Source organism: Pseudorhodoplanes sinuspersici, assembly GCF_002119765.1.
Classification (GTDB): Bacteria; Pseudomonadota; Alphaproteobacteria; order Rhizobiales; family Xanthobacteraceae; genus Pseudorhodoplanes; species Pseudorhodoplanes sinuspersici.
Map to the genome: position 1 here is coordinate 5,621,589 of NZ_CP021112.1, position 13,514 is coordinate 5,635,102.

14 protein-coding genes are annotated in these 13,514 nt (G+C 61.1%); 9 read left to right on the top strand and 5 right to left on the bottom strand.

The features are described from left to right. Positions 1-65: 65 nt before the first annotated feature. From CAK95_RS27295 to CAK95_RS27310, 4 genes are all read left to right on the top strand, one after another. The gene (locus tag CAK95_RS27295) at positions 66-980 is read left to right on the top strand and encodes a LysR family transcriptional regulator (protein WP_086090823.1); all 915 of its coding nucleotides are present in this window, start codon (positions 66-68) and stop codon (positions 978-980) included. A 97-nt stretch (positions 981-1,077) separates the two neighbouring features. Continuing rightward, on the top strand, positions 1,078-1,668 hold the full coding sequence (locus CAK95_RS27300) for a Spy/CpxP family protein refolding chaperone (protein ID WP_086090824.1): 591 nt from the start codon (positions 1,078-1,080) through the stop codon (positions 1,666-1,668). A gap of 114 nt (positions 1,669-1,782) precedes the next feature. Then, positions 1,783-2,406 carry a carboxymuconolactone decarboxylase family protein gene (locus CAK95_RS27305; RefSeq protein ID WP_086090825.1) on the top strand — a complete coding sequence of 208 codons (624 nt, stop codon included), beginning with the start codon at positions 1,783-1,785 and terminating at the stop codon, positions 2,404-2,406. A gap of 24 nt (positions 2,407-2,430) precedes the next feature. Next, positions 2,431-3,006: a 3-hydroxyanthranilate 3,4-dioxygenase gene (locus tag CAK95_RS27310; RefSeq protein ID WP_198343773.1), complete on the top strand. Its 576-nt coding sequence runs from the start codon at positions 2,431-2,433 to the stop codon at positions 3,004-3,006. A gap of 51 nt (positions 3,007-3,057) precedes the next feature. On the opposite strand, the gene CAK95_RS27315 is transcribed toward CAK95_RS27310, so the two are convergent. After that, on the bottom strand, positions 3,058-4,020 hold the full coding sequence (locus CAK95_RS27315; RefSeq protein WP_086090826.1) for an AraC family transcriptional regulator: 963 nt from the start codon (positions 4,018-4,020) through the stop codon (positions 3,058-3,060). Positions 4,021-4,158: 138 nt separating this feature from the next. On the opposite strand from CAK95_RS27315, the gene CAK95_RS27320 reads away from it, so the two are divergent. The 3 genes from CAK95_RS27320 to CAK95_RS27330 all read left to right on the top strand — a co-directional run bounded on the left by CAK95_RS27320 (position 4,159) and on the right by CAK95_RS27330 (position 7,473). After that, the gene (locus tag CAK95_RS27320; RefSeq protein WP_086090827.1) at positions 4,159-5,625 is read left to right on the top strand and encodes a 4-hydroxyphenylacetate 3-hydroxylase family protein; all 1,467 of its coding nucleotides are present in this window, start codon (positions 4,159-4,161) and stop codon (positions 5,623-5,625) included. Between the two features lie 8 nt (positions 5,626-5,633). After that, positions 5,634-6,440 (top strand): aspartate dehydrogenase, encoded by an 807-nt coding sequence (locus tag CAK95_RS27325; protein ID WP_086090828.1) that lies wholly within the window; start codon positions 5,634-5,636, stop codon positions 6,438-6,440. 139 nt (positions 6,441-6,579) lie between these two features. Then, positions 6,580-7,473: a VOC family protein gene (locus tag CAK95_RS27330; RefSeq protein ID WP_183044190.1), complete on the top strand. Its 894-nt coding sequence runs from the start codon at positions 6,580-6,582 to the stop codon at positions 7,471-7,473. 115 nt (positions 7,474-7,588) lie between these two features. On the opposite strand, the gene CAK95_RS27335 is transcribed toward CAK95_RS27330, so the two are convergent. The 3 genes from CAK95_RS27335 to CAK95_RS27345 all read right to left on the bottom strand — a co-directional run bounded on the left by CAK95_RS27335 (position 7,589) and on the right by CAK95_RS27345 (position 10,889). Further along, complete coding sequence (locus CAK95_RS27335) at positions 7,589-8,572, bottom strand: zinc-dependent alcohol dehydrogenase family protein (protein WP_086090830.1); 984 nt, start codon at positions 8,570-8,572, stop codon at positions 7,589-7,591. A 77-nt stretch (positions 8,573-8,649) separates the two neighbouring features. Continuing rightward, on the bottom strand, positions 8,650-9,777 hold the full coding sequence (locus CAK95_RS27340) for an FAD-dependent oxidoreductase (protein WP_086091694.1): 1,128 nt from the start codon (positions 9,775-9,777) through the stop codon (positions 8,650-8,652). 113 nt (positions 9,778-9,890) lie between these two features. Next, entirely contained in the window at positions 9,891-10,889 is a 999-nt protein-coding gene (locus CAK95_RS27345; protein WP_086090831.1) for an ABC transporter substrate-binding protein, read from the bottom strand. Between the two features lie 169 nt (positions 10,890-11,058). Between CAK95_RS27345 and CAK95_RS27350 the strand changes: the two genes are divergently transcribed. After that, positions 11,059-11,859: an ABC transporter ATP-binding protein gene (locus CAK95_RS27350; RefSeq protein WP_086090832.1), complete on the top strand. Its 801-nt coding sequence runs from the start codon at positions 11,059-11,061 to the stop codon at positions 11,857-11,859. Continuing rightward, a complete protein-coding gene (locus CAK95_RS27355; RefSeq protein ID WP_086090833.1) occupies positions 11,856-12,650 on the top strand; it encodes an ABC transporter permease in 795 nt (264 codons plus the stop codon). The genes CAK95_RS27350 and CAK95_RS27355 overlap by 4 nt, the downstream gene beginning before the upstream one ends. A 151-nt stretch (positions 12,651-12,801) precedes the next feature. Here CAK95_RS27355 and CAK95_RS27360 read toward each other — a convergent pair whose 3' ends face one another. Then, complete coding sequence (locus CAK95_RS27360; RefSeq protein WP_086090834.1) at positions 12,802-13,440, bottom strand: TetR/AcrR family transcriptional regulator; 639 nt, start codon at positions 13,438-13,440, stop codon at positions 12,802-12,804. Positions 13,441-13,514: the final 74 nt, after the last annotated feature.

Below are 13,514 nucleotides of genomic sequence, written 5' to 3' on the forward strand. Positions count from 1 at the left end.
CACTGTCAACCGGACGCATTCATTGAACAAGATGACATTATGTTATCTATTGATATAATGAAGTTATGAATATCACCCTGCGCCAGCTCCAGGCGTTCAAGACCGTGGCCGAATTCGGCAGCTTCACCCGCGCCGCAGACCGATTGAAAGTGGCCCAGCCGGCGTTGTCGCTCAGCATTCGCGAACTCGAGCGCGAACTGAACCTGCGGCTGTTCGACCGCACGACCCGCCGCGTCGAACTGACCGGCGCCGGACGCGAATTCCTGCAATCGGCGGACAAGCTGCTCGCCGATCTCGATCAGGCGGTGCGGAACGCGCAGGATCTGTCGGAGCGCAAGCGCGGCCGCATCGTCATCGCCGCGCCCCCGCTCCTTGCTGCCATGATCGCGCCTGGCGCGATCGCTGAATTCAACGCGGCCTTCCCCGGTATCGATGTCGGCCTCGTCGACGCGCGCAACGACCAGATCCTGGAAAAGCTGCGCTCGGGCGAAGCCGATTGCGCCATCGGCACCTTCGACGATCGCGAAGACGGCATCCGCCGCGAAGTATTGGCACAGGACGTGCTGACGCTGTTCTGTCCGCCGTCGCATCCGCTGGCCAAGCTGAAACGCGTGCGCTGGCGCGATTTGCGCGACCATCGCCTGATCATGCTGACACGCGACAGCAACATCCGCGCGCTGGTCGATCGCGCGCTCCGCGACATCGGCGAGAATGGCGGCAAGCCGCTTTACGAAGTCTCGCAGATGACAACGGCGATCATGCTGGTCGAAGCCGGGCTCGGCGCCGCGGTGCTCCCCTCCTACATTTGGTCATTCGCCCGCGACCGGCAGATCGTATCGCGGCCGCTGATCGAGCCGCAGGTCAATCGCCCGATTGCACTGATCCATGCCGAAAGCCGGTCATTGTCACCGGCGGCCGAAGCGTTTGCAAAGGTGCTGCGCGCGCAGGCCCGCGCCGCCATCGCGCGGGTGGTGAAATAAGCAACGGCTGATCACAATCGCGCCAGCGCGGCATTTTGGGATCGAGAAAACAGCCGAAAAGCTGTCATGTTGCAACCCGCATTCACGGAGAAAGAACATGATCCGCATTCTTCTTGGCATCGCCGTCTTGTTGCCAATGTCGAACGTCGTTTTGGCGCAAAGCCACACGAACCAAGGCCATGGATCACACAGTCCCACGTCTCAAGCCCATGCGCCCTATGCCGAGATGAAGGACCGTGCGATCAAGGCGCTGTCGGAGCAGCAGATCGCAGACCTGAAGGCCGGCAAAGGCATGGGGCTCGCCCTGCCCGCAGAACTCAACGGCTATCCCGGACCAATTCATGTTCTGGAATTCGCCGACCAGATGAACCTCAGCGCAGAACAGCGAGCGCGCACGAGCGAACTTTATCGCAGCATGAAGGACGAAGCCGTGCCGCTGGGTGAACGGCTGATCGAAAGTGAAGCCAGCCTTGACCGGCTGTTCGCAAGCCGGACGATCACGCCGGCCGCGCTCGACACGGCAACCAACGATATCGCGCGCCTTCAGGGCCAGCTTCGTCAGACCCACCTGAAGTATCACCTGGCCATGGTCGATTTGCTGTCGTCCGAGCAGATACGGCGTTATCGGCAAATGAGAGGGTATGAGCAGCCGGCCGGAGCTCACAGGCATCACAAGTCGCATCACTGAACGGCATTCGGCCGCGCCAGCACTCATAATTCATGGATATCAATCGATAAGATTTTGTCGGCTTGAAGAATGAATGGCGGCGCGGTCTGATATCCTCAGCAATGGGAGACCGAAATGGCCCGTATCGAAAAGGCCGACCGCCACGCCTTGCCGGAGGAATTCAAGGAGAAGTTCGACATCATCGAGCAGTCGAACGGTTATATCCCCAACAGCTATCTGCTGCTGGCGCACCGGCCGCCGATCCTCAAGGCGCTGATGGATCTGTCGAAGGCGGTGATCCGCGACGAAGGCACGCTCGACCGCGGCTTTCGCTTTCTCATCGCCTATATGTCGAGCCGGACCGCCGGCTGCCAGTTCTGTCAGGCGCACAATATTTCCAGCGCGTCGCGCTGGGGCATCACCGACGAGAAACTGAACGCGATCTGGGAATACGAAACCAGCCCGCTCTTCACCGATGCCGAGCGCGCCGCTTTCGATTATGCGCGCGGCGCGTCGGTTGTGCCGAACGCAGTGACCGACGAGATGTTCGCGCGCGTAAAGAAACATTTCTCGACGCCGCAGATCGTCGAGATGACGGCGGTGATCGCATTATTCGGCTGGCAGAACCGGCTGAACGACACGCTGCACACCGATCTGGATCAACACACGCTGGACTGGGCCGATCAATTTGGTCTGGCCGAAAAAACCGGCTGGAACCCGAGCGACCATGTTCCAGGCTCACCTGACAAGGCGGCGTAACGCTTCGACTTTGAGGAGACGACAATGGCACAGGCACAAGCCATCCAGAAAACCGAAGACCAATACAACACCACAGCGAGCGGCCCCACCTCGTTCAACCTGATGAAGTGGATCGCCGAGAACCCCGACAAGCTGAAGCCACCGCTTGGCGCCAAGACCATCTTCCGCGAGGATGATTTCATGGTCACAGTCGTCGGCGGGCCGAATGCGCGCACCGACTATCACGTCAACCCGACGGAAGAATTCTTCTTCCAACTGAAGGGCACGGTGAACATCCGCATCCAGCATGAGGGCAAGCCGTACGACGTGGTGCTGCCGGAAGGCTGCATCTATCTGTTGCCTGCCAATGTGCCGCATGCGCCGATGCGCGGGCCCGATACCGTCGGCCTGATCATCGAGCGCATCCGCAAGAACGGCATGATGGATACGCACCGTTGGTATTGCGAGAATTGCAATAACGTCCTGTTCGAAAAGACAGTTGTGATCGAACTGCTCGAGCGCGACATGCCGCCGGTATTCGAGGCCTATTACGGCAATCCGGACAACCAGCGCTGCAAAAAATGCGGCCACATGAATCCGGGCCGCCCGAAGAAGGGGTAACTTTCTTTCTTCCCTCCCTCTCTCCGCTTGCGGGGAGAGGGAAAGCAGTCACTAATGCCTCGCCCGCCTCAGCGTCTCCGATGGCTTCTCGCCGAACCGCGCGCTGTAGCTTTGCGCAAAGCGCCCGAAGTGATTGAAACCGAATTCCAGCGCGATCTCGGTAACGCTGGCGTCACCGCGCGAAACAATCGCCTCGCGTGCAAGATCGAGCCGCAGGTCGCGTGAGAACGCGGACGGATTTTGCCCGCGATGGCGGAGAAACGATTGCTGTAAGGTCCGCTCGCTCACACCCGCGACCACGACAAGTTCGGACAGGCTGACCGGGCGGCTGCAATGCGCACGAATATGTTCTTCGGCACGGCGAAGATGAAACGGCTCACGGCAGGCCTCATCCATGCCGTCGACGCCCTGCGTCGTCAGCAATGCAGACAGCAACACGTCTTCCATCTCGCGACGCAGGACCTCCCGCCCGCAAAGCCCCTGCGCATGGCTCAGATCGCGGCAAAGATAGGCGATCAGACTGACAAGCCCTTGCGAGCTGGTCAGCGGCGATGGCTGATGCGGGAAGCGGATCGGCCGCGCACCCTGCCCGCTCCGTCCCGCATGCGCTTGCAGCCGGCGGCGCGGAATCTTGATCATCACTTGCTGCGCGTCGCGGCTCCAGCTCTTGCGATAGCGCAGACCGGGATTCATCACAAACAGGGTGCCAGGCGACAGCACCGTTTCAAAACTTTCGGTGCGGAATGCCACTTCGCCGTCGAGCGTGAGTTGCAGCACGTAGCAGTCGAGCGCCGGCGCCACGACTTCGACGTCGGTGCCATAACGCAGGATGCCGATCGAGGTGTCGCACAAGCTCGCTTGCTGGTGGCTGAAATCCACCCGGCCCGATCGCAGCTTCAGATCGTGGTCGGCGAAGATCGCCGAAAGATGCGAGCGCGCGATATCGGGGCGTGTGGTGCGGGTCGCCGGCAACAGGCGGTCAAGGTCGCCAAAATGCGGAATCTCGTAAGCCATCGTGTCTTCCTCGGCGCGATCCTTCGCAGAATAGAGCCGGTATCATGCCTGCGGAATGCGGATAAGTCATGCGGCTTTCGGATAGCGGCGCTTGCATGGTGGCGCTCTGATGGAACAAACAGCCATCAGGAGCCGATCATGCTAAAATCCGGCAAGGACTATCTCGAGGGCCTGCGCGACGGGCGTGTGGTCTATATCGGCCGCGAGCGCGTGGACGACGTCCCGAGCCATCCGGCCTTCCGCAACGCCGCACGCGCCTTCGCCGATTTCTACGACATGAAGCGCGATCCGGCCTTGCGCGATGCGCTGACTTACGAGGAAGACGGCGAGCGCCACAGCATCTATTACATGAAGGCGCGGACCAAGGACGATCTCGCAAAGCGCAGCCATGCCCATCGCATCCTTGCCGAGCCGAGCTTTGGCCTGCTCGGCCGCTCGCCGGATTATATCGCCAGCTTCGTCACCGGCATGAATCTGCGCCCCGAATTGTTCGGCCCATATGCCGGCAATGTCCGCGCCTATTACAAATTCATGCGCGACAACGACATCTTCGCCGCGCATGCGATCGTGTCGCCGCAGGCCTCGCGCGATCCGGATTTCTTCCAGCGCAAGAATTTGCCCAATCCGGCCTGCCGTGTGATCGCCGAGGACGATGATGGCGTCGTCATTTCCGGCATGAAGATGCTGGCGACGGGCTCCGCGCTCGCCGACGAGATCTGGATCGGCAACATCCTGCCGCTGTCGCCGGAAGCCAAGGCGGAATCGATCACCTTCGCCGTGCCGTGCAATGCCAAGGGCGTGTCGCTCTGGTCGCGCAAGCCGTTCGCGCCTGCCGCGCCATCCGAATTCGAAGCGCCCTTGACCTATCGCTTCGACGAGGCCGACGCGATGGTGATGTTCGACAACGTCAAGGTGCCGTGGGAACGCGTGTTCGTGCACAACGATCCGGCGCTCTCGCGCGGACTTTATATCGAGACTGCCGCGCATTCCTACGGCAATCATCATTCCAATGTGCGGCTCCTGGTGAAGATGCAGTTCCTCACCGGCCTTGCCAGCCGCATCGCGCAGGCGAATGGCGCAGCCGAAGTGCCGGCAGTGCGCGAAACGCTCGGCCGCCTCGCCGCGCTGGAAGCATTGCTCGAGGCGGTCGTCGCCGGACAGATCCAGGCGGCCGAGGAATGGCCGGTGCCGGGCTATCTCACCTTCAACCGCCGCATGATGTATGCCGGATTGAACTGGGGCGTCGAGAATTACTCACTCGTGATTGATACGCTGCGCGAACTCTGCGGCGGCGGCATGCTGCAGATGCCGGCCGACGGTTCGGTGCTGGAAGACGCGGGCATGGCTGAACAGTTCCGCACCTTCTGGCAGACGCCGCATATGGGCGCGCTCGACCGCATGAAGCTGTTCCGCCTGGCCTGGGACATCATCGGCTCGGAGCTTGGCGGCCGCCATCTGCAATACGAGAAATTCTTCCCCGGCGCGTCGTTCATCGTGCGCAATCACAATTATCGCGAAGCGCCATGGACGGCATGGCAGGGTCGCATTGACACGATCCTGCAGCGCATGACACCACCGCCTGAACTCACAGAAGCTGCAGAGTAGAGACTAAAATGAACCGCAAGCTCCGTGTCGTCTTTATCGGCTTTGGCGCGATCAACAGCCGCGTCGCCGATCTTCTGAAACAGCGCGGCGCCGCGATCGAGATCGTTGGTGTCGCGACGAAAGACGATCCGGTCGAGCGTGCGCGTATTCCCTCCGGCGTCGCGTTCCTTGCATCGCCCTCGGACCTCGCTGCGTTGAAGCCCGATCTCGTCGTCGAAGCCGCGGGCCGTGCCGCCATCGACATGTGGGCGCCGTCGGCGCTGGCCACAGCGCCCTGCATGATCACCGCATCGACCAGCGCCTTCTGCGACGACGCATTGCTGCCACGCCTCGCTGCCATCGCGGAACAAAACAACAGCCGCATTCTGATTCCGTCCGGCGCGATCGGCGGCATCGATGCGCTTGCCGGTGCGGCGACACTCGGGCTCGACAGCGTCGTGCATCAGATCGTCAAACCGCCGGTGGCCTGGAAAGGCACGCCGGCGGAAAAGCTGCTCGACCTCGCCTGCTTGTCGGAACGAAAGGTTTTCTTCTCAGGAACGGCCCGCGAAGCAGCCAGCCAGTACCCGCAGAATGCCAATGCGACGGTCGTCACGTCGCTCGCCGGCATCGGCCTCGACAAGACGAAGGTGGAGCTGGTCGCCGATCCGGCCGTCAGGCTGAACGGCCATCACATCACCGCAACCGGCGGTTTCGGCCGCATGAGCATCAGCCTGGAAAACAACCCGCTGGCCACCAATCCGAAATCGTCGGAACTGACGGCGCTGAGCCTGGTCCGCCTGATCGAGCAGCAGACGAAACCTGTCACTGTTTGATCCACATCAAAGCCTGACGCAAAAAGCGTAAAGTTTGCGCAGCCGGGCCTGCACACCGCGCATAAGGGATTTTCGCTTTTCCCCGCACGGGCTATAATGCATCCAACCGAATGCATCGACCCAAATGCGGAGAAGTCCCATGCCCCGGCTGCGCCATTTTGCAATCTGCGTCAGCGACCTCGACAAGTCGGCGAAGTTCTACGGCGACGTGTTCGGCATGAAACGGCACGGCCGCGAGGATCTGTCGATCGGCTCGGCGGTCTATATGGGCGACGGCACCATCAACCTCGCACTCCTGAACTTCGTCGGCACGGAAGGCCATGATTTTGGCGACAAAGCCGAAGGCCAGATCGGTCCGAACCATTTCGGCTTCCAGGTCGACAGCATGAAGGAGACGCAGGCGCTGATCGAACAGAACGGCGGCAGGTTCTTCTTCGATCTCGGCGACGAGCGGAAGGGCAATTTCGAACGCAAGTTCAAGGACCCCGAAGGCATCATCTTCGACATTTCGGAGAATGGCTGGGTCGGCACCGACGGCCGCAAAATCAAGTCCGATCCGGCGCATGCGTTTCTCGACGAGGTTCTGGTGACGCCGGAAGCCCTTTCAGGCCGGATCAAGCATTTCGCCCTGACGGTGAAGCAACTGGAGAAGCAGTCGGAATTCTACCAGACGGTGTTCGGCCTGAAATTCCTCGGCTACGATCATCAGCCGATGGGCTCGGCGATCTATCTCAGCGACGGCGTCACCAATCTCGCGCTGATTCATCCGAACAAGCCGGAGAACGAGATTGTGTCCGGGCCGAACCATTGCGGCTTCCAGGTCACCGACCTCAAGGCCACCGAAGGCAAGATCGACAGCGCCGGCGGCAAGTTCTTCTTCGACTTCGGCGACGCCAAGCACGGCAATTTCGAGCGCAAGTTCAAGGATCACGACGGCGTCGTGTTCGATATCTCCAAGCACGGCTGGACCGGCACCGACAGCTATATCGAGCAGAAGCACGAAGACGAGAAGACGCTCGCGCCGGCGAAGTAGGAGGAACCTTACCTCCCCCTGAAAGGGGGAGGGAGCACACCGTGCGTGTGTTTGAATCAAGCAGGGGATATGCCGCGCTCTCTTCGTTCGTCACTCGCTGCTGCGAAACGATACCTCACGGCACCAGCACGGCCGCGCCGACGAGCCGGCCTGACCGAAGATCGGCGATGGCGTCGTTCGCGGCGGTGAGCGGATAAGATGTCGTATGCACCGTCACGCCCGCCTGTTTCGCAACCGACAGAAATTCATGGCCGTCCTTGCGCGTGAGGTTGGCCACCGACACGATCTCCCGCTCCTCCCAGAGATCGCGATAGGGAAATGACGGAATATCGCTCATGTGAATGCCGCCGCAGACGACGCGGCCGCCCTTTTTCACGAGCTTCAGCGCGCGCGGCACGAGTTCGCCGGCTGGCGCGAAGATGATGGCGCAATCGAGGAGTTCCGGCGGCGTGTCCATCGACGCACCGGCCCAGACAGCGCCGAGCGAACGCGCGAGATCCTGCGCCGCGTTGTCGCCTGTGCGCGTAAACGCATAAACGCGTCGGCCTTGCCATCGGCCCACCTGCGCGATGATGTGCGCAGCAGCGCCAAAGCCAAATAATCCGACAGCCCTGCCCGGTCCTGCGGCAACAAGAGACCGCCATCCGATCAGGCCCGCGCACAGGAGCGGCGCTGTCGCGACCGGATCTGGATAATCGCTGAGATCGAGCACGAAATCCGAGTGCGCGGCAACATGCGTCGCAAATCCGCCATCGCGCGTATAGCCGGTGAATTCCGGATCGTCGCAGAGGTTTTCGCGATCGGCACGGCAATAAGCGCAATGTCCGCAGGTGTGGCCAAGCCACGGAATGCCGACGCGCTGGCCGATCTGAAAACCGTCCGTCGATGGACCGAGCGCTTCGACACGGCCAACGATTTCGTGTCCCGGAACGATCGGCCTTTTCACCGCTGGCAATTCATCGTCGATCACATGGAGATCGGTGCGGCAGACGGCGCAGGCTTCGACCCGAACAAGCAGTTCGCCAACGCCCGGATGTGGCAATGGCCGTTCGACGCGCTCCAGCGGGGCGCCGGGACGCATCGACACCATGGCTGTCATTGACGTCTCAGCCATCGTCTACCAACCGTTTGCCGCCCAAAATCCAGTTCGTCAGGCCGAAAACTGACGTCCAGCGTTCACGTTCCGGTCGGAACATGGCGCGCCGTCTTGGTGCGCTGCGCGACCATCCATTTGGATTTTCCAGCAAGCGTCAGGAACGCGCGGCGCAATGGCGATGGCCATGTCGTCGGCAATCCAAGGAACACCGAAATCCGCTGCGTGTGTTCGGTCATTGGCCGCTCATTGCGCTCCCACGCGGTGAGCGCCTTGGCCATGTCCGGCTCGCGATCGAGAAACACCGCCAGCGCCAGCGCATTCATCATCGAGCAGCCAGCCCCCTGCCCGATATTCGGCGGCAGCGCGTGCGCGGCATCGCCAAGAACGGCGACTTTGCCGGACGACCACGACTTCAAGCGGATATATTCGAAACGATCATAGCGGCCCTGATCGCCGATGCGGTCGATCAGATCGCTCCAGTGCGGGAATGCCTTTTTCCAGTAGTCCTTGTCGATCGGCGTCTGCGTCGCGCGCTTGTCGGCATCCAGCATCGTCAACGCGATATAGACTTCGGTCGGGCTGACCGGCGTGTAGAGGATGCGAAGGCTCCCCGACCAGTTTTCGATCGTGGTACCGCCATCGCCGGATGCGATCTCTTCGGGCGTCTTGTCGATCAACACGCGGATCGCACCATCGGGCAAAGCGCGCCGCTTGGCCACAAGCTCGAGGCTGTCGCGAATCTTCGAATTGACGCCATCGCCGGCAACGATCAGATCGGCCTTCAGCGTGCGTCCGTCCGCCATGACCAGCGTGCCATCCGGTGTTGCACCGATGGCTTCCGAACCCAGCGCGATCTCGACACCGAGCCGCCGTGCGGCATTCGCCAGCGCGGTGATGACCTGCTGGCGCTTGATGCTGAACACGCGCTTCGACGGGTCCCAGCGATGCACAGACAGGACGTTATTATTCTCGTCGCGCATCTCGCGCGTATGCGCGAAGGGCGCGCCCTGTACCGCCTCGTCATAGGCACCGAGCGTTTCCAGAACACGCAGCCCATTCTCGTAGATGTAGATGCCGGCACCGGAGGGCCGCAACTGATCGGCGCGCTCGTGCACGCGCACGCTCCAGCCATGCTTTGCCAGGGCACATGCGGCTGCGAGACCTGCAAACCCACCACCGACGACTTCTGCGTGACGCTTTTCGGGCATGTCGATTGTCTGAATCGTTTCTTTGTATTTCGACGCTGTCATGGCCGGGACATAAGGCGTCAACGACGCCGTCTTTGACGGCTATGCCCGGCCATGACGAAGGTCAATACCAGTTACTTGATGAACTGGTTGGTATAGAGCTCATCGACCGGCGTCTTCTTCTGGATGATGCCCTTTTCCAGATAGAAGTCCTGCAGCTTGGCCAGGCGGTCGCCGTTGATTTCGCCGAGACGCTTCTGGTCGACATAGACCAGCTTCTGGAAATAGTTCAGCGCCGCCTTCACCACCGGCTCCTTGCCCTTCCATTCCGGCACGAACTTGACGAAGTCCTCAGCCGCCTGGTTGGGATTATCCATCACGTCCTTCATGCCGCGCATCGCCGCGCGCACGAATTTCTGGATCATCTCCGGGTTGTCCTTGATCATCTTGTCCGACACCGCAATGCCCTGCGCCATATGCGGGAAGAATTCGTCGGTCGGGATGATCTTGATCTTGGTGCCGGTCGCTTCCACGAGTGCGATCCAGTCGGGCACGCCGGCCATGCCGACCGACTTGCCGGTGGCCACCGATTCCCACACGCCGGTCGGACCGGCCGCCTGGATGTTCACATCGTTCTGCGTCAGGCCGACGCTCGCGAGCAGTCCCAGCAGCGCATAGAAGGTCGTGTCCTGATACGACAGGACAGTGATGGTCTTGCCCTTGAGGTCCACCGGCTTGCTGACGCCGGAATCCTCGCGCACCACCGTCTGCATGAAGCCCTTGCCGCCGAACATGGCGACGATCTTCACCGGCACGCCATTGCCGCGCACCATGATCGGCCCGTCGCCGACGATGCCGCCGATCTGCGCGTTGCCGGCGCCGACCTGCTTGGCCACTTCAACGCCGCCGCGCGCCACCTGGAAATCGACGTCAAGGCCTTCGTCCTTGAAATAGCCCTTGCCCTTGGCGAGCTGCAGCGGCGCGAACGACGGAAGGATCGGCGGTGCCGGAAACAGATAGGTCACCTTTTCCTGCGCTACCGCGCTCGTCATCGTCAGGCCGGCCGCAAATACGGCAGCGAGCGTGACGTGCGCAACCCGCCGCGCTGTGGAAGAACGCTTCAACCCAATCATAGAAATCCCCTCTCGTGGTTCAGAAAACGTCCCGCACGTCGAAAAGCGTGACAGCTTTCAATTTGTCTTACTATACTCTCCAGTCTCGTCAGATGCTACTTGGGCGTCCGCCCAAGAATTTATCAACAACTGGTCCGGATGTTGCTCCCATCGCCGTATGAACAGGCCCATGAAACGTCTTGAATATCGCAAGGTTACGATGCGCTTCGCAGGTGCGAAAGGCGCTGTCTTCACGGCCATCGAGGACGTCGACATTGCCCTCGACGACGGCGAGGTTGTGTCCCTGATCGGGCCCAGTGGCTGCGGCAAGAGCACATTGCTCAATATCGGAGCAGGCCTCTATGCACCCAGCATCGGCGACGCTTACGTCGACGGCGAGCGGGTCGAAGGGCCGAACTCGCATGTCGCCTTCATGCTGCAAAAGGACCTGCTGCTGCCCTGGCGGACGATCGAACAAAACGTGATGCTGGGCGCCGAAATCCGCAAACTCGATAAGGCCAAGAGCCGGCAGAAGGCCCGCGATTTGCTGGACGCCTTCAAGCTCGGCGGCTTCGGCGAACGCTACCCGCATCAATTGTCCGGCGGCATGCGGCAACGCGCGGCCTTGGCGCGCACGCTGGCCGTCGATCCGTCGGTGCTGTTGCTGGACGAGCCCTTTTCCGCGGTCGATGCGCAGACCCGCATCATGCTGCAGCACGATCTCGCGCAAACATTGATGACGGCAAAGAAGACAGCTTTGCTGATCACCCATGATCTCCTTGAAGCGGTGATCCTGTCCGATCGCGTGCTGGTGATGAGCCGGCGCCCCGGCAAGATCATCGACGAGATCAAGATCGATATTCCCGATCGCGATCAGCCGCTGAAGCGGCGCAACGATCCGAAAGTCGTCGGCTATATCGAACGGCTGATGGAAAAACTCGATATCGGTCATCCGACGCTGGACGACCAGGCACTCAAGGCGACCGCATGACCGACGCTGAACGTTCTATCCTTGTCCGCCGCGGCACGGTCGCGAGCCTGATCCTGCTTGTGGTGTTTCTCGCCGCCTGGGAATGGGGCCCGGGCTTGCTGAATGTCCCGACCTTCATCGTCCCGCCGCTGTCGATGGTCTACAAGGAATTCATCCGCATGTGGGGGGTGAGCGCGCTGCCCTTCCACACCGGCATCACCGCGTTCGAAGTCCTGGTCGGGTTCGCGCTCGGCAGCCTGCTCGGCATGGTGATCGGCTATGCCCTGGGCATGTCGCCGACCGCCGAGTTTGCGCTCTCGCCCTATATCTTAGCCTTGCAGATCGCGCCGAAAGTGGCGTTCGCGCCGCTGTTCATCCTGTGGATGGGCTTCACCATCTATCCGAAGATCCTGGTGGCGATCCTGATCGTGTTCTTCCCGATCATGATCAATGTGCTGACGGCGGTGCGCAATGTCGATCCAGACCTGATCAATCTGGCGCGCTCGTTCAAGGCATCGCGCGCGCAGATTTTCTGGAAGATCGAATTCCCGGCGTCGCTGCCACCGCTGTTCGCGGGTCTTCGCATCGGCTCGACACTCGCCGTGGTCGGCGTGGTGGTCGGCGAACTGGTCGGCGGCAATTCGGGGCTGGGCTTTCTTCTCTCCTTCGGCGAAGGCCAGGGCAACACGCCGATGGTGTTCGTGACCATCATCCTGCTGACACTCGTCGGCAGCGTAGCCTATTTCCTGGTGGTGCTGCTCGAACAGCGCGTGCTGCATTACCTGCCGCGGCGCGCGATGGGCGGGGTTTAGTCTTTACCCTCCCCTGGAGGGGGAGGGTCGGCGAGCATTGAACGAAGTGAAATGCGAGACGGGGTGGGGTGAAGCTTTTGAAAATCACCCCACCCCGCTGTTCGCTTCGCTCACAGCGACCCTCCCCCTCCAGGGGAGGGTGAAAACACCCTCACCCCAAAATATGCCTTACCGCGCTTTCGATCCGCACATCGACATCTTGCTTGGTCGGCTTTTTCTCGATGCCCAGCAGCATCTTCAGATGCGAATAGCCGCGCAGCAATTCGAGAAACTCTTCCGCTGAGCGGCGTGGATCGTTGACCTTGAGACTCGGATTGCCGTTGTGGCGTATGAAATACGCCTCCAGCGCATCGATACAGGCTTGCGGGCCCGTCTGATAGAAGAGCTGGCCGAGTTTCGGGAAACGTCGGCTTTCCGCAATGACGATGCGATGCAGCTCCGCCGTATCCGGTTCAAACACGATATCGGTCATCTTGCGGGCGAAGGCACGCAACGCCTGCTGCGGCTCCTGCGCAAAGATCGCGTCGAGATCTTCCGCGACGATGAACTGGCACAAGTCGGTGATGACCCCGGCGAACAATTCTTCCTTGCTGCCGAAGTGCCGGTAGACCGTCATCTTCGACACCCCCGCCAAAGCCGCCACCTGATCCATGCTGGCGCCGCCAAAGCCCTCTTTCAGAAATGCAGCCTTGGCGCCCTGCAGGATCGCTTCACGCTTTTTGTCCGACAGGCCGGGACGGCTTGTGACAGGCCGGCTGGGGACATGAGATTTTTCCATCGCGATCGTCACGACTCCTCCTTGCCGCAAACGATACTATGCAGTATCGTTTAATTCCAAACTGGCTGCGGCGCCCCCTCGCCTAG